The organism is Massilia mucilaginosa (assembly GCF_011682145.1).
GTDB lineage: Bacteria > Pseudomonadota > Gammaproteobacteria > Burkholderiales > Burkholderiaceae_D > Telluria_A > Telluria_A mucilaginosa.
In genome coordinates, this window is record NZ_WHJH01000076.1 from 1 (window position 1) to 25,457 (window position 25,457).

Annotated in this window: 25 protein-coding genes; 14 read left to right on the forward strand and 11 right to left on the reverse strand. The window is 64.4% G+C overall.

The features are described from left to right. Nucleotides 1-399 precede the first annotated feature (399 nt). The 10 genes from F2P45_RS31505 to F2P45_RS31550 all read left to right on the forward strand — a co-directional run bounded on the left by F2P45_RS31505 (nt 400) and on the right by F2P45_RS31550 (nt 11,951). Nucleotides 400-4,083, forward strand: a complete 3,684-nt coding sequence (locus F2P45_RS31505) for an EAL domain-containing protein (RefSeq protein WP_166882165.1) — start codon at nt 400-402, stop codon at nt 4,081-4,083. 76 nt (nt 4,084-4,159) lie between these two features. After that, nucleotides 4,160-5,368, forward strand: a complete 1,209-nt coding sequence (locus F2P45_RS31510) for a GAF domain-containing sensor histidine kinase (RefSeq protein WP_166882166.1) — start codon at nt 4,160-4,162, stop codon at nt 5,366-5,368. Continuing rightward, on the forward strand, nt 5,365-6,039 hold the full coding sequence (locus F2P45_RS31515; protein ID WP_166882167.1) for a hypothetical protein: 675 nt from the start codon (nt 5,365-5,367) through the stop codon (nt 6,037-6,039). Before F2P45_RS31510 ends, F2P45_RS31515 begins: the two co-directional genes overlap by 4 nt. Nucleotides 6,040-6,207: 168 nt before the next feature. Continuing rightward, nucleotides 6,208-8,058: a hypothetical protein gene (locus F2P45_RS31520; RefSeq protein ID WP_166882168.1), complete on the forward strand. Its 1,851-nt coding sequence runs from the start codon at nt 6,208-6,210 to the stop codon at nt 8,056-8,058. 54 nt (nt 8,059-8,112) lie between these two features. Beyond that, nucleotides 8,113-8,517, forward strand: coding sequence for a hypothetical protein (locus tag F2P45_RS31525; RefSeq protein ID WP_166882169.1), 405 nt, complete (start codon nt 8,113-8,115; stop codon nt 8,515-8,517). A 5-nt stretch (nt 8,518-8,522) separates the two neighbouring features. Continuing rightward, nucleotides 8,523-9,017, forward strand: coding sequence for a dual specificity protein phosphatase family protein (locus F2P45_RS31530; RefSeq protein WP_166882170.1), 495 nt, complete (start codon nt 8,523-8,525; stop codon nt 9,015-9,017). Between the two features lie 102 nt (nt 9,018-9,119). Then, nucleotides 9,120-9,773 carry a phasin family protein gene (locus F2P45_RS31535; protein WP_166882171.1) on the forward strand — a complete coding sequence of 218 codons (654 nt, stop codon included), beginning with the start codon at nt 9,120-9,122 and terminating at the stop codon, nt 9,771-9,773. A 100-nt stretch (nt 9,774-9,873) separates the two neighbouring features. Continuing rightward, on the forward strand, nt 9,874-10,539 hold the full coding sequence (locus F2P45_RS31540; RefSeq protein ID WP_054263370.1) for a TetR/AcrR family transcriptional regulator: 666 nt from the start codon (nt 9,874-9,876) through the stop codon (nt 10,537-10,539). A 12-nt stretch (nt 10,540-10,551) separates the two neighbouring features. Next, complete coding sequence (locus F2P45_RS31545) at nt 10,552-11,091, forward strand: LOG family protein (protein ID WP_166882172.1); 540 nt, start codon at nt 10,552-10,554, stop codon at nt 11,089-11,091. A 17-nt stretch (nt 11,092-11,108) separates the two neighbouring features. After that, a complete protein-coding gene (locus F2P45_RS31550) occupies nt 11,109-11,951 on the forward strand; it encodes an EamA family transporter (protein ID WP_166882173.1) in 843 nt (280 codons plus the stop codon). Nucleotides 11,952-12,018: 67 nt separating this feature from the next. Here the strand turns inward: F2P45_RS31550 and F2P45_RS31555 are convergent, their stop codons facing one another. The 5 genes from F2P45_RS31555 to F2P45_RS31575 form a co-directional block, all read right to left on the reverse strand. Beyond that, on the reverse strand, nt 12,019-12,396 hold the full coding sequence (locus F2P45_RS31555) for a hypothetical protein (protein ID WP_166882174.1): 378 nt from the start codon (nt 12,394-12,396) through the stop codon (nt 12,019-12,021). Nucleotides 12,397-12,542: 146 nt separating this feature from the next. Next, nucleotides 12,543-12,731 carry a hypothetical protein gene (locus F2P45_RS31560; RefSeq protein ID WP_166882175.1) on the reverse strand — a complete coding sequence of 63 codons (189 nt, stop codon included), beginning with the start codon at nt 12,729-12,731 and terminating at the stop codon, nt 12,543-12,545. An 84-nt stretch (nt 12,732-12,815) separates the two neighbouring features. Further along, nucleotides 12,816-15,515 carry a bifunctional diguanylate cyclase/phosphodiesterase gene (locus tag F2P45_RS31565; protein WP_166882176.1) on the reverse strand — a complete coding sequence of 900 codons (2,700 nt, stop codon included), beginning with the start codon at nt 15,513-15,515 and terminating at the stop codon, nt 12,816-12,818. A 2-nt stretch (nt 15,516-15,517) separates the two neighbouring features. After that, nucleotides 15,518-15,964: a type 2 periplasmic-binding domain-containing protein gene (locus tag F2P45_RS31570; RefSeq protein WP_166882177.1), complete on the reverse strand. Its 447-nt coding sequence runs from the start codon at nt 15,962-15,964 to the stop codon at nt 15,518-15,520. A 10-nt stretch (nt 15,965-15,974) separates the two neighbouring features. Continuing rightward, nucleotides 15,975-17,243, reverse strand: a complete 1,269-nt coding sequence (locus F2P45_RS31575) for a hypothetical protein (RefSeq protein ID WP_166882178.1) — start codon at nt 17,241-17,243, stop codon at nt 15,975-15,977. Nucleotides 17,244-17,562: 319 nt separating this feature from the next. Between F2P45_RS31575 and F2P45_RS31580 the strand changes: the two genes are divergently transcribed. After that, a complete protein-coding gene (locus F2P45_RS31580) occupies nt 17,563-18,927 on the forward strand; it encodes a family 43 glycosylhydrolase (RefSeq protein WP_166882179.1) in 1,365 nt (454 codons plus the stop codon). Between the two features lie 22 nt (nt 18,928-18,949). Here F2P45_RS31580 and F2P45_RS31585 read toward each other — a convergent pair whose 3' ends face one another. Then, nucleotides 18,950-19,456, reverse strand: coding sequence for a YgjP-like metallopeptidase domain-containing protein (locus tag F2P45_RS31585; RefSeq protein ID WP_166882180.1), 507 nt, complete (start codon nt 19,454-19,456; stop codon nt 18,950-18,952). Nucleotides 19,457-19,559: 103 nt separating this feature from the next. Here F2P45_RS31585 and F2P45_RS31590 point away from each other — a divergent pair, with 103 nt between their 5' ends. From F2P45_RS31590 to F2P45_RS31600, 3 genes are all read left to right on the forward strand, one after another. Next, entirely contained in the window at nt 19,560-19,763 is a 204-nt protein-coding gene (locus F2P45_RS31590) for a hypothetical protein (protein WP_166882181.1), read from the forward strand. An 8-nt stretch (nt 19,764-19,771) separates the two neighbouring features. Next, nucleotides 19,772-20,533, forward strand: a complete 762-nt coding sequence (locus tag F2P45_RS31595) for a hypothetical protein (RefSeq protein WP_166882182.1) — start codon at nt 19,772-19,774, stop codon at nt 20,531-20,533. Between the two features lie 132 nt (nt 20,534-20,665). Further along, complete coding sequence (locus F2P45_RS31600; protein WP_166882183.1) at nt 20,666-21,274, forward strand: hypothetical protein; 609 nt, start codon at nt 20,666-20,668, stop codon at nt 21,272-21,274. 76 nt (nt 21,275-21,350) lie between these two features. On the opposite strand, the gene cydX is transcribed toward F2P45_RS31600, so the two are convergent. The 5 genes from cydX to F2P45_RS31625 are packed head-to-tail and all read right to left on the reverse strand — an operon-like array spanning nt 21,351 to nt 25,042. Beyond that, on the reverse strand, nt 21,351-21,509 hold the full coding sequence (gene cydX / locus F2P45_RS31605; protein ID WP_166882184.1) for a cytochrome bd-I oxidase subunit CydX: 159 nt from the start codon (nt 21,507-21,509) through the stop codon (nt 21,351-21,353). A gap of 9 nt (nt 21,510-21,518) precedes the next feature. Then, complete coding sequence (gene cydB, locus F2P45_RS31610) at nt 21,519-22,661, reverse strand: cytochrome d ubiquinol oxidase subunit II (protein ID WP_166882185.1); 1,143 nt, start codon at nt 22,659-22,661, stop codon at nt 21,519-21,521. After that, nucleotides 22,658-24,220 (reverse strand): cytochrome ubiquinol oxidase subunit I, encoded by a 1,563-nt coding sequence (locus tag F2P45_RS31615; protein WP_166882186.1) that lies wholly within the window; start codon nt 24,218-24,220, stop codon nt 22,658-22,660. The genes cydB and F2P45_RS31615 overlap by 4 nt, the downstream gene beginning before the upstream one ends. After that, on the reverse strand, nt 24,217-24,423 hold the full coding sequence (cydP, locus tag F2P45_RS31620; RefSeq protein ID WP_166882187.1) for a cytochrome oxidase putative small subunit CydP: 207 nt from the start codon (nt 24,421-24,423) through the stop codon (nt 24,217-24,219). Before cydP ends, F2P45_RS31615 begins: the two co-directional genes overlap by 4 nt. A 1-nt stretch (nt 24,424) precedes the next feature. After that, complete coding sequence (locus tag F2P45_RS31625) at nt 24,425-25,042, reverse strand: GbsR/MarR family transcriptional regulator (protein WP_166882188.1); 618 nt, start codon at nt 25,040-25,042, stop codon at nt 24,425-24,427. Between the last annotated feature and the right edge of the window lie 415 nt (nt 25,043-25,457).

Consider the following 25,457-nt stretch of genomic DNA (forward strand, 5'->3'; position numbering starts at 1 on the left):
CGGACACAGCGCCACGTACCTGAATCAATTACGTCATTGCGCACACTCATCATGTCTGCAATCGTGAAACGACTTCAACGATGCCCCTGCTGCAATGTGGCTCGATATAACTTATGACACAGTAAGAGTAACAACGGCCTGGAAAGCCGTGCTACAGTCGTTGTGAAATAGATTGTCATGGACAATCCGATCTCGACTCGTGAGTAATGGTGAGTTTCTTATGCGGGATGCATGAAGCCGGCAAATTCTGTCGCCGATTAACGACTGCTGCGGCGGTGTTGTTCCTGTTTCGTTGCGCACAATTGCCTATGCGTGTATGAATGTGTCAGGATGCAACAGACGAGCAGACTGCGATGCCACCAGTTGCACGAGTACCGGTATTAACCCAGGAGCGCCACAGTGTCCGCACGCATCCTCATAATCGAAGACAACCCCACCAATATGGAGTTGATGGTGTATCTGCTGAAGGCATTCGGCTATATCCCATTGACGGCGTACGACGGCGCGAGCGGCGTCGACACCGCCCGCGAGACGCTGCCCGACCTGATCATCTGCGACGTGCACCTGCCCAAGCTGGACGGCTACGGCGTGGTGGCGGCGCTCAAGGGCGACGCCAGCCTGGCCGCGATCCCGGTGCTGGCGGTGACCGCGCTGGCCATGGTGGGCGACCGCGAACGCCTGCTCGACGCCGGGTTCGACGGCTACATCGGCAAGCCGATCGAGCCCGATACCTTCGTGGCCCAGCTGGAGAGCTTCTTGCCGCTGCAGGCGCCGTCCGCGCTGGTGGCCAGCGTCGAGGAAAGCGTGGCCGTGCCGGCCGCCGCGCCGGTGGGCGAGGGCCGCGCCGACAAGCAGGCCACCATCCTGATCGTCGACGACCATGTGCTGAACCGCGAATTCCTGATGACCCTGCTCGGCTACGGCGGCCACCGCCTGATCGAAGCCGCCAACGGCGTCGAGGGCCTGAAGATGGTGCACGCCGAGCGCCCCGACCTGGTCATCTCGGACATTCTCATGCCGAACATGGACGGCTACGAATTCGTCACGCGCCTGCACAGCGATCCGGCCACGGCCGACCTGCCGGTGATCTTCTACACCGCCACCTACCGCGAGCGCGAAGCGAACAAGATGGCGCAGGCCTGCGGGGTGCAGTGGGTGCTGCCCAAACCGTCCGACCCGGATGTCATCCTGCGCACCGTGCACGAGGCGCTCGGGATCACCGACCCGGTCATGCTGCCCTCGTTCACGGCGCCGCCGGCCGAGTCTGGCCGCATGTTCTCGATCGATAACACGGTGGCCGAATACCTGGTCGAAGTCGAGTCGAGCAGCAGCCAGGTATTGTCGCGCATCGCCAGCCACGGCATGCCGGAGCCCTCGTACGACCTGTCGCAGATGACCGACCGGCTCTCGAGTTCCTTGTCGAGCCTGCAGGCGGTGAGCCTGCGCCTGACCGCCCTGATCGAACTCGGTATCGAACTGGGGGCCGAGCGCGATCCGACCGCCTTGCTCGAAATCGGCTGCCGCGTGGCGCAGAACATCTGCGTCTCCAAATATGCCTGCATCGGCGTGCTCGACGAGGGCGCCGATGAACTGAGCTACTTTTCCTCGTGCGGCGAAAACCGCCAGGCCGGCGTGGTGGCCGCCAATCCGCGCGCCGGGGTGCTGGCCAAGGTGCTCGACGAGGAAATTCCGGTGCGCATCGACGGCATCGACGGCGACCCGCGCTCGGTCGGGCTGCCGCAGGGCCATCCGCCCGTGCATTCCTTCCTCGGCGTGCCGATCGCCTCGCGCGAGCGCGTGCACGGCTGGCTGTACCTGGTCGACAAGCTCGGCGCCGACGGCTTTTCGGAAGTCGACGAACGGGTGGCGGTGACGGTCAGCGCGCAGATCGCGGTGGCCTACGAAAACCTGCTGCTGTACGAAGAGATCAAGCGCCACCACGCGCAGCTGACGGCCGACATGACGGCGCGCATTCGCCTCGACGAAGACCTGCGCCGCTTTCGCACGGCGATGGACGCCACCGCCGACGCGATTTTCCTGATCGACCGCTCGGGCATGGCCTTTGTCGATGTCAACGCCACCGCCTGCCGCATGCTCGGGTTCTTCCGCGACGACTTCCTGGCGCTGTCGGCGCCGGCGCGGCCGGGCGAGGACGAGAACGACAAGCTGCGCCTGAAGGACCTGTACGACAAGCTGCTCTCGGGCGACCAGTCGGGCGCCATGGCCGAAATCCTGGTGCAGCGCAAGGACGGATCGACCCTGTCGGTCGAAGTGCAGCGCCGTACCCTGCGCTCCGGCTCGAGCTGGATCCTGGTGGCGGTGGCGCGCGACATCACCGAGCGCAAGGAATCCGAACTGCGCCTGCTCAAGCTGGCCCATTTCGACACCCTGACCGGGCTGCCCAACCGCAGCCAGTTCTATTCGTCGCTCACGCGCGCGCTGGAACAGGCCGCGGAACACCGCTGGGCGGTGGGGGTGCTGTTCCTCGACGTGGACCGCTTCAAGACCGTCAACGACACGCTCGGGCACCCGATCGGCGACGAGCTGCTGCGCCAGTTCGCCAGCCGCCTGGTCGACTGCCTGCGCGTGCGCGACACCATCGGCCGCTTCGGCGGCGACGAATTCGCCGCCATCCTGATGCTGCCGGAAGGCCCGCAGACGGCCATCGCGGTGGTCGACAAGATCCGCGAGAGCCTGCGCCGCCCGTTCGACCTGGAAGGGCACGAAGTGACCGTCACGGCCAGCATCGGCATCACGGTCTATCCGGACGACGGGCTCGATGCCGACACCCTGATCAAGTACGCCGACACCGCCATGTACCGCGCCAAGGAAGCCGGGCGCGATGCCTTCCGCTTTTTCACGGCCGAGATGAACGCCCAGTCGCTGGCCCGGCTGGACCTGGAAAACGCGCTGCGGCGCGCCATCGACAACGAAGAATTCGTGTTGTACTACCAGCCCAAGGTGCACATCGGGTCGGGCCGCATCAGCGGCGCCGAAGCGCTGATCCGCTGGAAGCGGCCGGGCCACGGCATGGTCTCGCCGGGCCTGTTCATCCCGATCCTGGAAGAGACCGGCCTGATCGTGCGGGTCGGCACCTGGGTGCTGAACGAAGCGTGCCGCAAGATCAGCGAATGGGGGAGAAGCAAGATCGGGCCGGTGCACCTGTCGGTGAACGTCTCGGGCATCCAGTTTTTCGTCGGCGGCCTGGAACAGGAAGTGCTCAACGCGATCAAGGTGCACGACATCGCGCCCGAACTGCTCGAACTCGAACTGACCGAAAGTTCGCTGATGTCGAACGCGGAAGACACGATCACCGTGCTGCGCAACCTGAAAGCGCTCGGGATCCAGATTTCGATCGACGATTTCGGCACCGGTTATTCGAGCCTGGCGTACCTGAAGCGCTTCCCGATCGACAAACTGAAGATCGACATCGCGTTCGTGCGCGAAGTGACCAGCAACCCGGACGACGCGGCCATCGTACTGGCCATCATCAACATGGCGCACAGCCTGAAACTGCAGGTGGTCGCCGAAGGGGTGGAAAAGGATGCGCAGCTGGCCTACCTGCGCCGCCACGGCTGCGACGAGATGCAGGGCTACTACTTCAGCCGTCCGCTGCCGGAAGAGGATTTCGAACAGATGCTCGGCGAAGGCAAGTACCTGATGCCGCCGCTCGACGAGTCGCTGCTGAACCAGCAAACCCTGCTCATCGTCGACGACGACGCTTTCATGCTCGACGTGCTGTCGGACTTCCTGGCGCAGGACGGCTACCGCATCCTGACCGCGCAGACGGCGGCCGAAGGCTTCGACATCCTGGCGCGCCACAAGGTGCAGGTGATCCTGTGCGACCAGTGCATGCCGCTCATGAGCGGGACCGAATTCATGGAGCGGGTCAAGAACCTGTGCCCGGATACCTTCCGCATCATGCTGTCGGCCTATTCGGACCTGACGCCGATCATGGCGGCGATCAACCATGGCGCGATCGACCGCTTCTACACCAAGCCGTGGAAGGGCGCGGTCCTGCGCGAGAATATCCGCGAGGGCTTCCGCCTGCACCGCCAGATGCACGGGCGCCAGGCGGCTTAGCCCGAAAATCTCCTTCACCCGGGGCGCATGATACGATTGCGCTTCGTCCAACCGGGTTTTCGCGCAAGAGAGATTGATGCAAACAGATATAGCTGCCGATATCGCCGCCATCGAGGCGATTTCATCTGTTCCAACCATCCTCGACGCGGTGGCCGCGATCACGGGGCTGCGCTTGGTCTGCATCGCGCGCGTGACGCACGACTCGTGGACCGCCTGCGCCGTGCGCGACGAACTCGGATTCGGCCTGAAGGTCGGCGACGGCCTCGATGTGGCCACCACCCTGTGCGAGGAAGTGCGCGACACCAGGCGGCCGGTCATCATCGACAACGTCGGCGAAGATGCGCGCTACCGCGACCACCACACGCCGCGCATTTACGGCTTCCAGAGCTACATTTCGCTGCCGATCCTGCGCCCGGACGGCTCCTATTTCGGCACCCTGTGCGGGCTCGATCCCTTGCCGGCGCACTTGTCGAGCACCGCCACGGTGGCGAGCATGACCCTGTTCGCCCAGCTCATTTCCAAGCACCTCGACACCGAACTGAGACTGACCGAATCGCGGTCGGCGCTGCTGGGCGAGCGCGATACCTCGGAGCTGCGCGAGCAGTTCATCGCCGTGCTCGGGCACGATGTGCGCACGCCGCTGTCGTCGATTATGCTGGGCACCGAACTGCTGCGGCGCGAGCCCCTCTCCGCCCAGGCCGAGAGCGTGCTCGAGCGCATGCGGCGCAGCGCGCTGCGCATCTCGGCGCTGGTCAGCGACGTCATGGATTTCACGCGCGGGCGCATGGGTGGCGGCATCGCGCTCGACTTGCGCAACGACGCCGGCCTGCGCCAGTCACTCGAACAGGTGGTGGCCGAGCTGCAGGGCGCCTATCCGGACCAGCGCATCGGGCTCGACATCGACCTGCCGCACAGCGTGTACTGCGACCCGGCGCGCATCCAGCAATTGCTGTCGAACCTGCTCAAGAACGCGCTGGTGCACGGCGCGCGCAGCGAGCCGGTGCTGGTGAGCGCGCGGGCGCGCGACGGCCAGTTCGAGATCAGCGTGAGCAACGGCGGGCCGGCCATCGCGCCGGCCAGGATCGGGCAGCTGTTCAAGCCGTTCTGGCGGGCCTCCAGCCAGGTCGCCAGCGAGGGCCTGGGACTGGGCCTGTTCATCGTGTCCGAAATCGCCCGTTCGCACGGCGCCACGCTGGAAGTGACGTCCGAGGACGGCGTCACGCGCTTCACGTTCCGCATGCGCGCCGGCGCATCGGTCGAGCGCCGCATGCTGGCGCGCGCATGAGGCGCGCGCGGGCGCTGGCAGCGGCGCTGGCAGTGCTATCGATGCTGGCGGCGGGCGCGCCGGCCGCCGCCGACACCATCATTCCTGTTCAAACGCGCTCGCCCTCCGAGGCCGAGGTGAAGGCCTTCCATGCGTATTACCAGAAGCGCTTTCCCGACAATCACAGTGCGCAGCCGGCGTTCGCCGTCACACGCTCCGACACCGGACAGGCGTGGCAGGTCGCGGCGACGGTCAACATGGCGCCACGGCGCGGATTCAAGCTGCTGTGCCGCATGCAGCGCATCGAGTTCACTTACGCCGCCGCCAGCGGCCAGTGGAGCGCCGCCGGGAACATCCGCCAGTTCGTCTGGCTCGACCGCGCCAGCGGCTGCGCGATCCCGGCCAGGCCGGTGGAACTGTTGCAGCGCATGCCCGACACGGAGTTGACCGGGGTGCTGGCGCAGCAGGCCAAATTGCTGGACAAAGCGCGCTTGCTGCTGGCCGGGAACAGCGGCTGTGCGCGCGATCGTTCGCTGCCGTTCGAGCTGCACGCGATCGATGTCGGCGCCATCGGATCGAGCAGCGAGGAAATGGTGGCGCTGACCTACCGCAGCGGGCGCGATGCCGGCGCCACCATCTGGGCGCGCCGCAGCGGCGCCGACTACGATGCGTGGAACGCGGCCTGCCGCTGAGCTATCGGTGGTTGGGCAATCGAAGACCGGCTCGCAGTTGGCCGGATTTAATCAATACTGGCGGAACATCTCGCCGACAAGTCGACCCGGCGGCCAGTCCTCACATTTACAACAGAAAGCGGCACAATGACCTTCGCCCAAGGAGTATGACGTTCGGCTGGCATTGCAATGCTTGTGCTGTTTTCGCGCGCTGCATATGGGGCGCCATCGGCTGTGCAGGAAGGGTGCGGGAGCGCTTTTGCCAACCTCACGCCGGCGCGTCTTGAGCAGCTTCTTGGTCAGCCGTTGACTGGCCCTTCGCATTGTTACGAAGACAAGCTGGTGGAATGGGGGGAGGACGCTGTCCCTTTGCTGACGCGTCTTTTGCATGACGAACGCTCCTTTCCACGTTGCCTGGCCAGGACCGCGATCGCACGGCGGGAAAAGGCGCCCGGTCGTGGCAGCGGCGGCGAACTGGACACGGATGTCTCTTTAGTCGGCATGGTGTGCTACATGGCCGGCCAAGGCACCCCGGCGGCGCGGGGAGCGGTCAGCCCCAAAGCTGTCGATTTGTTTTGGAAATTCACGCAAGGATATGAGAGCGAACGGGTCGATGCGCTCCCCGTCCTGCTGGCAGAGGAGAACCTGAGCCGGCACGCGGCAACGGTCCTTGCGCCGTTCCTGGCCGCCATGGGCAGGCGGGGCGGTCCCGCGCTGGCGCAGTTGCGGGCGGCTTTGCCGATGCCGCATGTTGGCGCCGAGCTCGTCGACCCGTTTCTCGCGGTACAAGGCAACGAGGTCGGAATTGCCCATCTGTTGACGGTGTATGCGGCCAGCAGCGACCCCGCCATGCACACGGCGATTTACCTTGCGTTGAAAAAGCGCGCGTCGCCGCAGGAACTTGACCGGCAGCTCTTTAATACGGTGAACGTTCAGGCGTTGTTGCCGGCCGCATTGAACCTGAGTCAACGAGGTATCGCCTCGCCGCGTACCATCGACTATTTTGTCGATCGCCTGGACGATCCTGCGACCGCCGCTGCCGCCGCCGACGTCTTCATCGCACTCAACCAGGCCATCCCGAAAGCGCACCGGCGATTGCTCGACATGGCGGCGGGCGGCGCAAACGGCGTGCATCACGCCGCGCTGTCAAAAGCGATTGCCAGGACCGGCGCGATCTCCGACCTCGCGCGTGGCTGGTTCCCGGATGGTGCCAAGCCCGCCCCTGCTTGCACGACGCCCGCGTGTTTTGAAGCGGCATGCAGGTTGGCGAGCATGGTGGCAAGCATCGGGCCATTGCCGCCCTCCGGCTTGCCGACGCTAAAGCTCGCCTATGGCGATGCGTCTCGTGCCGGGGCCACTGACTGCCTGGGCCTGGTGGCAGGCATGATCGCGGACCTCCACAGCCGTCCTGGGCTCGACTTTCTTTACGAACGTTTTTTGGAGAGTGGCAATGCGGAGCACACGTACTTCCTGAGTCAGGTTCTGACCCGCAAGGTCGAGCTGCTGCTGGCGCGCATCGAGGGGGACATCGGTGGCCTGCACGGTGCCACGCTGGCTGCGGTCGAGACCTTGCTGTTCGCGCCCGCCGCGAAGGAGGCGCTGCACAGGCATACCGAGCGCGTCTTGCCGACCTTGCTGACGCTGCCGTTCGCGAGCGATGCCGATGAGCCGGTGCCTGAACCGGTCTCCCGGTACCGGCTGGTCATCGGCAACGGTCCCGGTATCATGATCGGGAACCATCCCGTGACCAGGGGCGGGCTGGCCGTGAATCGCATCGGCCGGCTGGCGCCGATGACGCCGCAGGTGGTGACGACGCTCTTGCGGGTGGCCGCCGGCCCCCATGACGAGGCGGGCTTCCAGGCGGTCACGCTGCTTGCCAGGATTCGCAACCGCGACCGCAGCCTGCGCGCGGCGCGGTTCCAGGAAATCGAAGACCTGCTGGCGGCGACGGCGCCAGGTTTCGCCTCGACGCGCCTGGAAATTCTGCGCAATCAGTACCGTCTTTCGCAGAGCGACTGGGAGCACGGCGACAGGCAATAGCGATTGCAGTTGCAGGCGCCTCGCCAATGTCGATTTTTTGAGAAGATAGATAAGATGAAGAAAATCGGACGCGATGCCCTCGTGATCGACACCAGTCAATGGCTGCCCAGCTATGGCGCCACCACGGTGAACCTGGTCAGCGATGGCGGCAAGCTCTCGGTCATCATCGAGTTCGATGGCGAGGAGCGGCTGGAGCGTAAAAAACTGGTGTTCGGATCGGTGTGTTCGTTCACCGAGTCGTCATTTCCAGGTGTTACGCTGGACCCCTTCGAATACGACCAGCTGCGCACGGTGCACCTCGAAGCGCTGGTCGCGTATCCCGATTCGGAAGCGGCCAAGGAATGGACCGAGCATTTTGCCTGCAGCCGCATTGTGCGGCACTACGCCATCTGTTTTTTGAGCGCGAATACGCATCTCACTGTGTTCGCATCCAATGTTGTGCTAATGGATATGGAGTGACACCGATGACGCCAGACAAACAAGTCAACGTGGGCCAGGTCCGCAGCGTGATGTTCATGAGCGCCGAGGATGCCAGCGAGGTGCCGCCGGACGTTTCCGCGCGTACTTACGTGATCCGCATCCTCGACGGACAGGCGGCCGGGCACCACGTCTATCCGCCGCTGCGCGAGGGGCACGCCTGGGTGCGCGCATACGCCTTCGACGACATCGGGCCGGACGCCGCAGGCGATGCCGGTGCGCTGCCGCCGCATCTTTTTACCGAAGCGATCGCCCAAGCCATCCTGCGCGACCTCGATGCCGTACTGGCGCGGGACGGCATCGACCTGCTGCTGGTGCACTGTTTCGCCGGCGCCAGCCGTTCCCCGGCCGTGGCCGAGGTGCTGGCCCGGCTGCATGGCGTGGCGATTGCCGGCACCTGCTACCCGCGCGATCCGCGCTTCAAGGTCACGCCCAACAAGCATGTGTATGACACAATGCTGCGCGTCGCATCGCGTGGCTGACCCGCGCTTGGTGTCGCATGCGCTTTAGAACGCACTCTCTAGCGTAGCTCACTAGAATGGATCGCAGCGATCCGACCCACATTTCATTCACGGAGTTCCGCAATGACGAAAAAACTCAAGCCGCAGGCCGTCGAAGACGACTCGCAACTGGCCGACGCCGTGCGCGCCTCGGCGCACCAGATCTGGCAGGCCGGCCTTGGCGCGTTCGCCAAGGCGCAGGAAGAGGGCAGCCGGGTGTTCAGCAAACTGGTCCAGGAAGGTAACGATCTGCAGAAGCGCACCCGTTCGATGGCCGAGGACAAGGCCGGCGGCGTGGCCGACAGCGCCGCCGGCGTGGCCGAGCTGGTGGCGCGCCAGGCGTCCGGATCGTGGGACAAGATGGAGCAGGTGTTCGAAGACCGCGTCACGCGCGCCCTGGCGGGCATGGGCGTGCCGACCCAGGAGCAGTTCAAGGCACTGGCCTTGCGCGTCGAGGAACTGAGCAGGCAGGTGGCCGAACTGAGCGGCAAGGGGGCTCCGGCGACAGCGGCGGCCAAGCCTGCCGCAAAGACAGCGTCCAAGGCGCCAGTGCGCACGTTGGCAGCCAAGCCAGAGGCCGAGCCGGCAGCAGCCAAGCGCGCGGCCAAACCGGCAGCCAAGGCGCCTGCCAAGCCGGCAGCGCAGAAAGCCGCCAAGCCAGCCGTCAAGGCAGCTGGGGCGCCACGCAAGCGCGCGGCAGTCAAAACCCCTGCACCGCAGGGCGGCGAGGGCGCCTGACCGGACGCCTGACCGTACGCCGGGGTATCGTCAATGGCCTGTGAATACCCCCATGTTCGGTGTTATGCTTGCATGAGAAAAAACACCGACCGCCCCCGCCATGCTACAGAAAGCTCCCCGCCGCACCCGTGAACGCATCCTCGAATTGTCGTTGCGGCTGTTTAACGAGTTCGGCGAGCCGAATATCACGACCACGGTGATCGCCGAGGAGATGAATATTTCTCCGGGCAATCTCTACTACCATTTCCGCAACAAGGATGACATCGTCAATTCAATCTTCGTGCAGTTCGAAGCCGAGATCGAACGCATCCTGACGGTACCGGACGGGCGCCGCTCGAACATCGAGGACGTGTGGATCTACCTGCACCTGATGTTCGAACTGATCTGGCGCTACCGCTTTTTCTATCGCGACCTGAACGACCTGCTCTCGCGTAACCGCAAGCTCGAACTGCATTTCAAACTGATCCTGGCGCACAAGATCAAGGTGGCCAAGGAGCTGTGCGAAGACCTGCGCAGCGAGAAGTCGCTCGAAGCGTCGGACGCCGACATCAACGCCATGGCCACCAATATGGTGGTGGTGGCCACCTACTGGCTGTCGTACGAATACGTGCTCAATCCGCGCAAGTATTCGGAGCAGCAGGCCATGTCCGATGCCCTGGCGCGCGGCTGCTACCAGGTGCTCTCGCAAATCGGACCTTACCTGCGCGGCGACACGCACCTGCTGTTCCAGAAGCTGTCCGAGGAATACCTCAAAAAACTCAAATAAGAAGCGGTACAAATGAAATCAATCGCAGTCTATTGCGGCGCCTCGTACGGCGCCTCGCCGCTGTACGCGGAAAGCGCGCGCGCCATGGGCCGCGCGCTGGTGGAGCAGGGCATCGGCCTGGTGTACGGCGGCGGCAAGGTGGGCCTGATGGGCGTCATCGCCGACGAGGTGCTGCGCCTCGGCGGCCAAGCGGTCGGCGTGATCCCGCAGGCGCTGGTCGAACGCGAACTGGCGCACCACGGCCTGACCAAGCTGTTCATCGTGCGCGACATGCATGAACGCAAAGCCATGATGGCCGAACTGGCGGACGGCTTCGTCGCCATGCCGGGCGGAATGGGCACGCTCGAAGAGCTGTTCGAGATGCTGACCTGGTCGCAGCTCGGGATCCACCGCAAGCCCATCGGCGTGCTCAATACCGGCGGCTTCTACGACCTGCTGGCCGCGTTTGTCGTGCACCAGCATCGCGAAGCGTTCGTGCGCGAAGACCACGTTGGCCTGATGATGGTCGACGCCGAGCCGGAGGCGCTGCTGGCGCGCCTGCTGGCCCGCTAGGCAAGGCCGGCCGCCCCGTGTCCGGCGCCATCGTGCTGCTGGTGCTGGTGGCCGCGCTGCTGCACGCGAGCTGGAATGCACTGGTCAAGGCCGGCCCCGACAAACTCCTCTCCACCGTGCTGGTGGCCTGCGGCGGCGCTCTGCCGGCCGCGCTGGCTCTGCCGTTCCTGGCGCTGCCGGCGCCGGCCAGCTGGCCGTGGCTGATCGGGTCGGCCTGCTGCCACCTGGCTTACTACCGGCTGCTGGCGGCCGCCTACGCGCATGGCGACATGAGCCACGCCTATCCGCTGATGCGCGGCAGCGCGCCCCTGCTGGTGGCGCTGGTGTCCGCCGCGCTGGTCGGCGAAGTGCTCAGCGTACGGCAGTACGGCGCCATCGCCCTCATTTGCGCCGGCGTGCTGGCGATGGGGCTGTGGCGCGGCCCCGGCAGCTCGCCGCCGTCGCGCCGCGCTACCCTGTTCGCCCTGCTCAACGCCGCCGTGATCGCGTGCTACACGCTGGTCGATGGCATCGGCGCGCGCCTGTCCGGCGCGCCGGTAGCCTACACCCTGTGGCTGTTCGCGCTGTCGGCGCTCGTGCTGCTCGTGTCGATGGTGGGCAAACGGCGCGCCCTGGCCGACTACGGCCGCCAGTACTGGCGGACCGGCCTGCTCGGCGGCCTGGTGTCGATGGCCTCGTACGGGCTGGCCTTGTGGGCCATGACGGCGGCGCCGGTGGCCGTCATCGCCGCGCTGCGCGAAACCTCGATCCTGTTTGCGGCGCTGATCGCCGGCGTGTTCCTGCGCGAGCGGCTCGGCGTGCGGCGCCTGTGCGCGGTGGGACTGATTGCGGGCGGTGCGGTGGCGATGCGCTTTGCGTGATGCGCTCGAGGTGTTTTCGGGCCTCTCGCCACCTTGCATGATAGCGGACAAGGCGCGTCGATGAAATCTATTCGGAAAGCGTGCCGTTTTCGGTTCGTTCAATCGGAGTGTCATGGCGCTGCTTCATAAATCCGCTCACTGTTCCAATGATCGTCGTGGTCAGAACGATACCGAAAAGTATGTCCTTATCCATGCACGCAAATAGCACCGATATGCCGTATCCGCCTGCGATCAAGCTATACGCCATCCACTGAAAGCGGCAATTGTCGTTTCTTGTGGACTCCAGGGCACGCGATCGTATGGCGCGAATGTCTGCCGAGTCAGCCTCGAATACCCTCAGAATGCGCTCGGGAGCATCGCCGATAAATTCGCGGTACTGAGGTAAAATCTCCGGCTGAGGTATCAGGCAATTGATGGTCTGAGATCGCAATACGTGATCCTCCATACGCCGCGCCGGAGGAACCTCTGAGAGGAAGCCAGGACTTCGGTCGACATGGTTGGCAATATGCGAGACAGTCCACGTATTCTGAAAAACTCCCTCCTGACGCGTCGAGGGGCAAGGAAGTTTTGACAGGCGGCGAACGCATCTTCCTATTTATTTTTTTGTTTTTCGACATCTTGGCCCACCTTTTTGATGGCGCCGTCCATCCTGCGCCCAACGCCTGCCCAGTTGTCGCGCATGATCTCTCCAGCCGTTTTATGGACGAGAAATTCGCTGTAGTCGCTGCTCGGACGCAAGGAAAAGACGCCGGGAATTGCTTTAAGTAGTTTCGATAGCATGAAGGACCTCCATTCAGAAGATGAACACCTTGCTCATTTTCTGATTGGACCGGCGCGCATCGTATTTTGTTCAACATATATTCGTCACGCCGCATCGGCCTGCGGCCCGAACAAAGGACGTCCGGCGCTGTCGCAGCCGGCCTGCATGCGCGCCTGTTCTTCCAGCAGCGCGGCGATCTGCGCCGCCGGTACCGGGCGGCTGAACAGGTAGCCCTGCATCTCGTCGCAGTCGTTGTCGCGCAGGAAGGCGCACTGCTGCTCGGTCTCGACGCCTTCGGCGATCACGCGCAGCTTGAGCATGTGTCCGAGCGAGATCACCGCTTTCGCGATGGCCTGGTCGTCGGTGTTGTCGGCCAGTTCGCGCACGAAGGACTTGTCGATCTTGAGGGTGCTGATGGGGAAGGACTTGAGCGCCGACAGGCTCGAATAGCCGGTCCCGAAGTCGTCGATCGACAGCGAAATGCCCATCGCCTTCAACTCGCGCATCTTGCCGATCGACTGCGACAGGTCGCGCATGATCAGGCTCTCGGTCACTTCCAGTTCCAGCGCGCCCGGCGCCAGGGCGCTCTCGCGCAGGGCCGCGGCAACCCGCTCGACCAGGCGCTTTTCTTCGAACTGGCGCGGCGAGACATTGACCGACATCGTCACCGGCGCCAGGCCCGCATCCTGCCACGCCTTGTTCTGGCGGCAGGCCGTGTGCAGCACCCAGTCGCCGATGGCGACAATCAGCCCGCTTTCTTCGGCCAGGCCGATAAAGCGCATCGGCGAGACCACGCCATGCTCGGGATGCTCCCAGCGGATCAGCGCTTCGACTCCGAAAATGAGGCCGCTGCGCAGGTCCACCTTGGGCTGGTACAGCAGGTGGAACTGGCCGTCGTCGAGGGCGCCGCGCAAGCCTTCGAGCAGCACCAGTTTTTCTTCCACGCTGGCGTTCATCTCGCGCGCGTAGAACTGGAAGTTATTGTTGCCCATCTCCTTGGCGCGGTACATGGCGGCGTCGGCGTTCATCATCAGGGTGTTCGGCTCGGCCCCGTCGCGCGGGTACATCACCACGCCCATGCTGCAGCTGACCTGGACTTCCTGGCCGCCCAGGAGGATCGGTTCGGTGACGGCCTGGCGGATCTTTTCCAGCACCGGCGCCACCGCCATCGGATTGTCCGGCTGGTCGGGCAGGATGATGATGAATTCGTCGCCGCCGAAGCGCCCCAGGGTGTCTTCGCGCCGCACGCAGGCCGCCATGCGCGTGCCGACCACCTTGAGCAGTTCGTCGCCGGCGTTGTGACCGAGGCCGTCGTTGACCAGCTTGAAGCCATCGAGGTCGATGAAGGCCACCGCCACGCAGCGCCCGCGCCGCTGCGCCTGGACGATGGCCTGGTCCAGGCGGTCGCGGATCAGGCTGCGGTTGGGCAGCCCGGTCAGCTCGTCGTGGTGCGCCATGTGGCGGATGCGTTCTTCCGCCACCTTGCGCTCGGTGATGTCGCGCACGATCGCCACCACGCCGTCTTCGACCGCCACCACCTGGCGGTGCAGCCAGCAGGTGCGCGCGCCGCTCAATTCGGCCAGCCATTCGGCTTCGTGCACGCCGCCGGCCAGGGTGACCTTGATCAGGTCCTCGAAGATGCCGGTGTCGCGAAAGGCCGGCAGCATGGCCGACAGGCGCATGCCGCGCAGGGCCGGCTTGTCCATGCCGGCCAGTTTTTCGGCGCGCGTGTTGGTCGCTTCGATGACGAAGTCGGCGATTGCGCCGCCATCGTCGAGAATGCGGCGCATGACGAAAAACGCATCCAGGCTCGCTTCCGACGCGGCCGCGTAGGTTTCCTGGGCGCGCCGGATGCGCCGCCGCGTGCGCGTGAGCTGCCACGACCACACGCATACGAGGGTGACGATGACGACCAGCACGGCGCTGCTGCCGCCGGCCACCCACAGGTAGTTGCGGCGCTGCTGCTCGAAGGCGGCCATCGATTCGTGTTCGGACAGGCCGACCAGCGCGGTCAGCGAAAAGCCGTGCAGGCGGCGCACGCTGGTGTAGCGGCGCACGCCGTCCCAGCCGCTGGCCACCACCTGGCCGGCACCGGCCTCGCGCGCGAACTGCGGCGCGCTCTGGCCCCAGGCCACCTTGTCGCCGATGCGCAGGGCGCGAAACACGCCATCGGTGCCGTACAGCCCGAGCGCGCCCGCCTCGCCCAGGCGCGAGCGCTCGTAGCCGCTGGTGAAGTAGGCCGGGTCGACTTCGACGATGACGACGCCGGCGAAGCGGCCGTCCTTGTCGTTCATGCGCCGCGTGAAGTGCAGGTGCCAGTCCTGATTGGCGTCGTCGCGCAAGGTCTGGCTGACGTAGGGCGTGCTGGTGTCGCTGTCGCGGTGAAAACCGAAGTAGCCCTGCTGGGACACGTCGATCTCGCGCGCCGGCGGGTTGCTGGCCACGACCATGCCGTCGCGGTCTGCGATGCTGACCACGAACACCAGGCCCGAAGGCAGCAAGCCTTGCTGGTCCAGGGCGGGCAGGGCGCCGGCCGTGCCTTTCAGTTCGACCGCGTACTTGAGCACTTTCAGGGTCTGGTCGATGCTGCCCAGGTTGCGCTGCATCTGCGCTTCGTAGGTGTCGATCAGTTCCTGGCTCGAATCGCGCGCGGCGTTCTGCGCGGCGCTGCGCTCGATGCCGATGAAATGGTCGGTCGCCATCCAGATCATCACCAGCAGCAGCAGCGCGAACAGCGGCAGCGAGATGTGGGTTTCCTGCCCGAGCCCGAGCAGGCGCGTGAGGCGGGCGCGCGTGCCGTTCATGCTCAGCGCACCATCAGCACGGCCTTGACGCTCGGGTCGAGCGCGGCCTTGTCGATGTAGCCGATCAGGGCCGGATTGTCGGCCACCATGCGCCGCACGGCGGCGCTGTCGCCGGCTTCCTTGGGCGGCTGGCCGCGGCCGGTGAAGATCATCTTGGTCCAGTAAGCCTTGAGCAGGGCCGGTGTCTTGGAGGTCACGCGCGCATAGAATTCGTCGCGCAGGGCGCTGCCGATGCGCTGGTCGAGCGCCACCGCTTCGGCGCCGTCGGGAAAGGTGCCTACCTGGCCGAGGAAGATATCGGCCACCTGGTCGGCGCGCAGGCTGGCGACCGGGCTTTTGGCCGAGACGATGACCACCAGTTCGGCGCCGGCGGCGTGCGGCGACGACGCGGACAATGCCGCCGCCAGGGCGCAGGCGGACAGCAGGCGGCGCAGGGTTCGATTGTTCATGGCGCCGTCCTCAGAACACGAAGTCGAGCACCGCGCTCGCGAGGTTCACGCGCGGGCGCGCGCCGAAGCCCGGCTGCACGTTGAGCAGGGTGCCGCGCGAATGCTCGCCCGGACGCAAGCGGTCGTACTGGAGCTTGAGCGCGACGTTGCGGCGCGCTTCCCAGCGCACGCCGGCGCTGACGGTGTTCTGCACCGGTACGCTCATCAACAGGTAGTTCAGGCCCGCATTGAGCTGGGCGGCCGGCGCGGCCAGCGGCGGCGGCAGGCGGTCGAGCGCCAGCCCGCGGTCGCGCGTGGGGCTTTTTGCGTGCGAGGCGGCGTACGACAGGTATGGCGTGAAGGCGCCGACGCGGTAGCCCGCGCCGGCATAGCCGGTGAGGGTTTTGCCGAGGAAGGAATGGGAATTGAAGCGGCCCACTTCGGCCATCACGAACCAGTTGCCCGGGTCGTAGCCGGCCCCGATGGTCAGGGCGTTGAAGCGCTTGCGCTGCACCCCGTACTGGCGCGCCAGGGCCTGGCCGGGAGGGCCGAACTGATTGAAGCCGTCGAACAGCTGGTCGGCCAGATCGATCGACACTTCGCTGCTGAAGGCACTCACGCGGCTGCTGAAGGCGCCCCGGTCGGCGGTGGTCGACACGCCGGTCAGCTTGCGCGCCTTGACGGTGTAGCCCTGGTACAGATCGAGCCTGGTGCCGCCGACGAAGGCCTGGGTGAGCAGTTTGAGGCCGCCCGCCTTCCAGCGGTAGCTGGCGTCGACGCCGTCGCTGCTGCTGATCGAGAGCGCGCCATACACCTCGCCCGGGGTGCGTGCCCACGGATAGGCGTAGCCGATCTTGCGGTAGTCGGCCGCCAGGAAAATCGGCAGGGCGATGCGGCCGACGCGCAGCGACAGGTCGGGTGTGGCCTGGTATTTGACGTTGGCCCATTCGACGAGCGGGCGGTAGCTGCGGTCGAGCCGCTGTTCGGTGATCACCTGCACCACGCCCGACCACTGCTTGTTGACGGTCACGCCGAGCTGGGCGCCGAGACGGCTGTCCACGTGCGGGCTCCAGGCGTCGCTGTAGCCGGCGCCGCTCGCTTTGAGCACGCTGGAGCCAAAATCGGCCTGGCGGTTGTCGGAGTAGCTCACCGCGGCCGTGCCGAAGCCGCCGAAGGTCCAGGCCAGGCTGTCGGGATCGGCCGCGTGCGCGCCGCCGGCCAGCAGTGCGGCCAGCAGTGCGGCCGGAATGCAGGCGCGGGCGACGACGACGTCGGTGGTGCGTGGGTCAGGCTTGGTCATGAATAGAAGTCCGGTGAAGCATGCCTCGCGCAGGCGCGGCACCGGGGTGGGCGCGCGGGCCGGGGCCGGGTGCGGGGTTCATGCTCGACTTTATAGAGCAGGGTGGCGCTTGTCGAACATTTTCCTCCCGGACGTAATCGTCCTGATAACTTGTGCTGCGGAAATGCAACATTTGGAGAGATTGTCAGAAGCGAGGGGCAGGGCGGCCAGGCGCGCCATACCGAAAAGGTGATCGCAGGGCGCAAAAAAATCATTGGTCGGCGCGCTGTGACAGGCCTACTCTGAGTTGGCAGGAAAACCACAAACGGATCGGAGACCCATGTTAAAACCACTCATCGCGGCCCTGGCCATGTGCGCCAGCCCGGCGTCGGCCATCGAACTGGCCGGCGCCAAGAATGCGCACGACCCCGGCACCGTCACCAGGGACGGCGACACGTACTTCAACTTCACCACGGGCAAAGCGGGCATCTGGCACTCGACCTCAAAGGACCTGATCACCTGGTCGGGACAAAGCAAACCGGTGTTTGCCACCTATCCGGGCTGGATCGCCAACAAGATCCCGGGCTTTGGCGGGGACATGTGGGCGCCCGACGTGATCCACATGAACGGCTACTACTACCTGTACTACTCGGTGTCTTCGTGGGGCTCGACGAATTCGGCGATCGGCGCGGCGCGTTCGGCGTCGCTGAAAAACCCGGCGTGGACCGACCTTGGCATCGTGGTCGAATCGTTCGGCGGCACGGCCGAAATCAATGCGATCGACCCGGCCCTGTTCCGCGACCATGACGGCAAGGTGTACATGTCGTACGGCTCGTTCTTCGGCGGGATCGGGGTGGCGCAGATCGACCAGGCCAGCGGCAAGCTGGCCGGCAGCGTGACCAGGGTGTTGGGCGGCGGGCACCAGGACATCGAGGCGCCGTACATCACGCGTAATGGCGAGTACTACTACCTGTTCGTCAACCGCGGGGCCTGCTGCAGGCTGGCCGACAGCACCTACTACGTGGAGGTGCTGCGCGCGACCAGCGTGACGGGGCCGTATTCGGGCGCGCGCACCATCCTGCCCAACAGCGACGGCAAATACAAGGGGCCGGGCCATGTGGGAGTGCTCAAGCAGGATGGCTGCAATTATGTCTCGACCCATTACTACGACCTGAGCGACAAAGGCAACGCCAAGCTGGACATCCTGAAGATGAGCTACAGCGGCGGCTGGCCGAGCATGACGCGCAATTTTGCCAGCTTTGCCGGCTGCGGCGGCATCAGCGACGGCGCGTATGCGATCAAGTCGCGCGCCAGCGGCAAGGTGCTGACGGTGGCTGGCGGCTCCACGGCCAACGGCGCCATGGTGCAGCAGGCCGCCGACAGCGGCGCGCAGCACCAGTCGTGGTATGTGCTCGGGCAGGGCGATGGCAACTACAGCATCATCAATGCGGGCAGCTTGCGCAGCCTGGATAACTACGGTAACTCGACCACGGCCGGCACGCCCATCGCGCAGTGGGATTACTGGGCCGGCAGCGGGCAGAAATGGCGCTTTGCCAGTCCGGCGGCGCTCTTTCATACGGTGAGCAACCAGTTGAGCGGGATGGCGCTGGACCTGAAGGGCGGCAGCGCGCAGGAGAATGCGGCCGTGATCCAGTCTCCGCTCAATAACGCGTCCAACCAGCAGTGGGCCTTGCAGCGCCGTTAAGGAGCCGCCAACATCACCAGCATCACCAGAGGCGCTCGCCCGAGACATCGAGCTGCGTCAGGTACAGCCTCAGGTCGAATTCGTACTGGTGGTAGTTCGGCTCCATGTAGCAGCACAGCTTGTAGAAAGCCTTGTCGTGCTGTTTTTCCTTGACGTGCGCCAGTTCGTGCACGGCGATCATGCGCAGGAATTCGATCGGCGTGTCCTTGAACACGGTCGCCACGCGGATCTCGTGCTTGGCCTTGAGCTTGTTGCCTTGCACGCGCGAGATGAAGGTGTGCAGGCCGAGCGCGTGCTGGATCACGTGCAGCTTGCTGTCGAAAACGACCTTGTTGATCGGGTCGGCGTTGCGCAAGAATTCGGTCTTGAGGTCTTGCACGTAGTCGTACAGGGCGCGGTCGGTGCGCACCTCGTGGGCGGCGGGATAGCGCTGCTTGAGCACCTCGCCGAGCTTGTTTTGCGCGATCAGCTGGGTCACTTGCGCCTGCGTCTGCTCGGAGTAGGCGCTCAGGTATTTAAGGGGTTGCATAGGGGCACTTTACCACAGCGCCGCTGGCGAGCCCTGGTCGCTTCAAGCCGTATTGCGGGCCGGCGATGATGCGTTTGCCGCCTACTTGTGGCATCATCGCATCATGAAAGCGCTCAAAAGTCCCCTTGCTGTCGAACTGCTTGCCGATCCGGCGGCACGCGACGAGCTGCGCCGCTTCCTCATCGGCAAGCGTCCTGGCTCGCCAGCCGCGCCGCAAAGCGCCGCCAGCGGACCGTTCCAGATCCGTCGCGGCGGCTCCGCCGTCACGGTCAAGGTCGAACTGGTGCCCAAGGCAAAGGCCGCCTGACGGTCTGGATGAACATTGCCCTTCCCGCACTCATTGCCTTCCTGCTGCTCCTGCCCGGCTTCATTTTCAGAACCCGCCTGAAGCGCTCGGAGCGCACTTCCCTCGATTTTTCGCCGTTCGGCCAGGTGGTCGCCGAAGCGGTACTGTGGTCGCTGATGGCGCACCTGGCCTGGCTGGCGCTGTCGGCTGTCGTTTTCGGCCAGCGGTTCGAGCCGCTGGTGCTGATGGAGCTGCTGTCCTCCGCGCCCGCGATACAGGCCGACGCGACGGTCGCCGTGGCGGCCGGTTTCGGCTGGATCGCCGCCTACTTCGTCAGTTTGTTCCTTGCCTCTTTCGTCCTGCCGACGATGGCGCGGCTGATCATTTCGCGCTACCGGCTGGACCGCTCCACGGCCCCGCTCGGCCCCTTTTTCCGCTTCCACGACGCACCGTGGTACTACCTGTTGACCGGTGCCGATTTCAAGGACGAGGACGCGCCCGACTTCATCATCGTGTCCGCCGTGGTTGAAATTGCCAAGGAAGCCGTGCTGTACGTGGGCGTGCTGGACGAATTTTTTGTCGACGCGGAAGGGCAGCTCGACCGCATGGTGTTGCAGGGCGTGTCGCGCCGGCCGATGGTGGCCGACAAGCCCGGTCCCGACGCCGCCGAAGCCAGCGACAGCGAGCGCTTTTACGAGGTCGATGGCGACTCGTTCGTGCTGCGCTACAGCGAAACGATCACACTCAACGTGCAGTACGTCAAGATTACCGAGGAGCAGGGCACGGCCTGACGCCATACCCGCCTGGCGAACGGCACGCAATCGATTTCATTCTGCTCAAAAAAACAACAAATACAAACTTGTCGAATAGGCACGGGGCGAAAAGTTCTGTTAAAATTATGCAACTTTTCCTGAAAGAATTATATGACAGATAACCTTTACGCACCTCCCCAAGCCGACATGAGCAAGACGCCGGTCTCCGCCGGTTCGGACGACAGCTTCTATGTCGTCTCGCAGCGCAAGTTCACGCTGATGTTCATTTTGACCTTCACGATTTACCAGGTTTACTGGTTCTACAAAAACTGGAGCAATTACAAGAAGCAATGCCAGCTGCAAAACTCGGCCGACAGCGATATCTGGCCGGTTCCACGCGCGATCTTCTCGGTCTTCTTCATCCACGCGCTGTTCCGCCGGGTGGACCAGCACGCGGACGCGAAGCAGCGCCCGCTGGCTTGGGATTACAGTACCCATGCAACCACGCTGGTCGTGCTGGTGGTCATCGCCAACCTGTTCAACAGCTTTATCACCGGCATCCTCGGCGTGTTCCTGGGCACCCTGGTCGCGCTGGGCCTGCTGGGCGGTATCGGCTACAGCCTGCGCAGCGCGCAGGCGTTCATCAACAAGGCCTGCGGCGATGCGCAAGGCGCAGCCAATGACAAGCTGACCACCGCCAATTACGTGTGGATGGCGGTCGGCGCCCTCATGTGGGTGCTGGTCATCTTCGGTATGGTGGCAACCCCACCCCCGGTCTAAGGGGGCAGTCGCGGCGGCCCTCGACGCAGGTCGATGGCCGCCGCCATGGTCGATCGGCGCCAGCCGGCGACCCGCATCAGAACAGGCGATTTTCCTTGTTCGCCTCTTCAAAGCTGGCCCGCGTGGCATCCTCGTCGCGCAGGCCGAACGCGTAGTTCGCCTCCAGCCACATCACGTTGATGATGGCGGCCGAGAGGGCAAGGCCGATCCCCAATATCCAGGCAAAATACCACATGGTCTGCTCCTAGTAAGATTCGTGTTCGTTTTCGCGGATATGCGCCGCGGTGACCTTGCCGCGCATGATCGAATAGACCCAGCTGGTGTACATCACCACGATCGGCAGCATCACCACAATCACCCAGAACATCACGCCCAGGCTCTTGTGGCTGGCCACCGCATCCCACGCGGTCAGGCCGCTGCCGGGCGAGAGCGACGACGGCATGATGAACGGGAACATGGCCGTACCGGCCGTCAGCACGATCGCGCCCACCGACACGCCGCTGGCCAGGAACGCGAGCAGGCTGCGGCGCGCCGCGCACAGCAGCACCGCCAGCGCGGCGCCGAGCAGGCCCAGGACCGGGAAGGCGATCGTCAGCGGCCAGCGCGTGTAGTTATCCATCCACGCGCCGACGCCGCGCTCGACCACTTTGGCGGTCGGCATGAAGGCGCTATCGACCGGCGGCATCGAGACGATGCGAAAACCATCGAGCCCCGTGGCGACCCATACCCCGGCCGCGCCGAAGGCGAGCAGGGTCATCGCGCCGGCCGCCATGGCCGCCTTGCGCGCGCGCGCGGCGATGACGTCCTCGGTTTTCTGATACAGGTAGGTGGCGCCGTGCATCGCCAGCATCGACACGCCCAGCACGCCGGCCAGCAGGCCGAAGGGGTTGAACAGGCCGACAAAGCTGCCGGTGTACTCCATGCGCATGGTGTCGTCGTAGTGGAAGGGCACGCCCTGCAGCAGGTTGCCGAAGGCGATGCCGAAGATCAGCGGCGGCACGAAGCCCCCGGTGAACAGGCCCCAGTCCCAGGCATTGCGCCAGCGCGTGTCGGCCAGTTTGCTGCGGTAGTCGAAACCGACCGGCCGGAAAAACAGCGCGAACAGCAGCAGCATCAGCGCCACGTAAAAGCCCGAAAAGGCGGCCGCGTACACCAGCGGCCAGGCCGCGAACATGGCGCCGCCGGCGGCGATGAACCAGGTCTGGTTGCCTTCCCAGGTCGGCCCGATCACGTTGATGATGACGCGCCGTTCCATGTCGTCCTTGCCGAGGAAGGGCAGCCACATGCCGACCCCGAAGTCGAAACCATTGGTCAGCGCGAAGCCGATCAGCAGGATGCCGACAAAGCCCCACCAAATGACCTTGAGCGTATCGTAGTCGAAGATCATGCGGCCTCCTTCTGTTCCCAGTGATATTTACCCGTATGCAGGGCGCTTGGCCCCAGGCGCGTGTACTTGATCATCAGCCCCATCTCGATCACCAGCAGCAGGGTGTAGAAGGCGATGAAGCCGGCCAGGCTGAAATACAGGTTCGATACCTGCAGGGTCGACGCCGACAAATGGGTCGGCAGGATGCCGGCGATGGTCCACGGCTGGCGCCCGTATTCGGCCACCACCCAGCCCAGCTCCGCCGCCACCCATGGCAGCGGGATCGAGCACACGGCCAGCTTCAGGAGCCAGCGCTGCTGCGCCAGGCGCTTGCGGATCAGGAAGTAGAACGAGGCGCTGAAGATGAACAGGAACAGCATGCCCAGTCCGACCATGATGCGGAAAGACCAGAACAGCGGCGCCACTTTCGGCACGGTGTCGCCCACCGCCATCTTGATCTGCGCTTCGGTGGCGTCGATCACGCGCGGGGTGTACTTCTTGAGCAGCAGGCCGTAGCCCAGGTCGTCCTTCAGGCGCAGGAATTCGGCGCGCGCCTCGGGCGACTTGTCGCCGCTTTTCAGGCGCGTGAGCGCCGCATACGACAGCATGCCGTTGCGGATGCGCGTCTCGTGCAGCTTTTTCAGGTCCTTGATGCCGGTCACCTGGGTATCGAGCGAACGGGTGGCGATCACGCCCAGCATATAGGGAATCTTGACGGCGTAATCGGTACGCTCCTCGGCATCGTTGGGCAGGCCGATCAGGGTAATGCCGGCCGGTGCGGGTTCGGTTTCCCATTCGGCTTCGATGGCGGCCAGCTTGACCTTGTTGACTTCACCGGCGGTGTAGCCCGATTCGTCGCCCAGCACGATCACCGACAGGGTCGAGGCCAGGCCGAAACCGGCCGCGATGGCGAACGAACGCAGGGCGAACGGCACGTCGCGCGCCTTGAGCAGGTAAAAGGCCGAAACGCCGAGCACGAACATCGACGCCGTCACATAGCCGGCGGCGACGGTGTGCACGAACTTGACCTGCGCGACCGGGTTGAAGATCACATCCGACATGCTGACCAGTTCCATGCGCATGGTTTCGAAATTGAACTCGGCGCCGACCGGATTGTTCATCCAGCCGTTGGCGATCAGGATCCACAGGGCCGACAGGCTCGATCCCAGGGCCACCAGGAAGGTCACGCCCAGGTGCTGCACTTTCGACAAGCGCGACCAGCCGAAGAAGAACAGGCCGACAAAGGTCGACTCGAGGAAGAAGGCCATCATGCCCTCGATCGCCAGCGGGGTGCCGAAGATATCGCCCACGTAGTGCGAGTAGTAGGCCCAGTTGGTCCCGAACTGGAATTCGAGGGTGATGCCGGTGGTGACGCCCATGGCGAAGTTAATCCCGAACAGCTTGCCCCAGAACTTGGTCATGTCGCGGTAGATTTCGCGTCCGGTCATGACGTAGACCGATTCCATGATCACCAGGATCCAGGACAGGCCGAGGGTGAGAGGGACGAACAGGAAGTGATACATGGCGGTCGCGGCGAACTGCAATCGCGACAGGCTGACAACATCATCGATGGGGGTCATGGCGTGGCCTTGGCAGGAGGAGGAGGTGTCAAGCGGGGCGTTGCGAGCAGGTGCTGTTCGACCTGCGCGGTCGGCATGCGCATTTTTTTAACCTGGGGGGTGGAGAAGAAGGCTTTGTAGAACATGAACAGGATGACGGCCTTCAAAACCAGCACCAGCGTGATCGCCAGTGCGAACGGGAGGCGGTGAAGAAGGGCGCGCATCTTACTCGCCTTCGTCGCTGTGTTTGTTTGCGGTGCTGCCGGTATCCGCCGGCTCCGGGGCGCGTTTCTTGCGGAAGGTGCCGCGCACGGTGTCGCCCACGTTGAGCAGGGTCTTGACGGTGGAGCCCATCTTCATCAACGAGGTCAGTGTTTCGGGCGAGAGGCGCTGGACGTCGTCGAACCAGGAGCTCGATAGTTCGATCAGGTTGTACATCTCGCGCATGCGTTCCTGGGCCACGCGGTCGGCGTCGGTAGCCGGCGTTTCGAGCAGGGCGTCGCGCAGCATCGACAGGGTCGGCTCGACTTCGCGGCGGCGGCGTTCCTCGAGCAGGGCCTTGAAGATGTCCCAGATATCCTTGGGCGGCTCGAAATACTCGCGGCGGTCGCCCGGCTGGTGCAGCAGCTTGACCAGGCGCCAGGATTGCAGCTCCTTGAGCCCCATCGACACATTCGAGCGCGAAAACTGGAGATGTTCAGCGATTTCGTCGGCATTGAGCGGCTTGGCCAGTACGTACAGCAGCGCGTAGATCTGCCCCACGGTCCGGTTGATGCCCCAGCGGCTGCCCATTTCGCCGAAGTGCAGGATAAATTTCTGGGCAAGTGGACTGAGATTGGTCATGTCTATAGGTCTTTGGAAGTATTGAATTTTCAGGAATTACTGAAATTATAGAAGGTTTACGAATTACGTGCAGGGAAGAGCTTGGAATGCTGCTGACGGGGAGTGGGACTGCGGGCTGCGGCCTCGGTATCGGCCGCTGTCGCTGGGTGTCGTCGCTGGGTGTCCGTCGCCGGTGTCTCGCCGGTGTCAGGTCTGACTTTCGGACACGAGCTGGACAGTCAAGCGTGTGCCTGCCGGCTTGGCAGGCACATAATATGACTAGATATAGAGGATGAGGTCGTGTCCGAATGTCAGCGTAGTATTCGGCGGGCCGCCGAAAATCGCGCCGAAGAAACAAATATTGGGTATTTGTGGCAGAGTGGAATGAGGCGCTGCGCAAGACCGATAGAGCAATGGTGCAATTGCCCGAATGTCA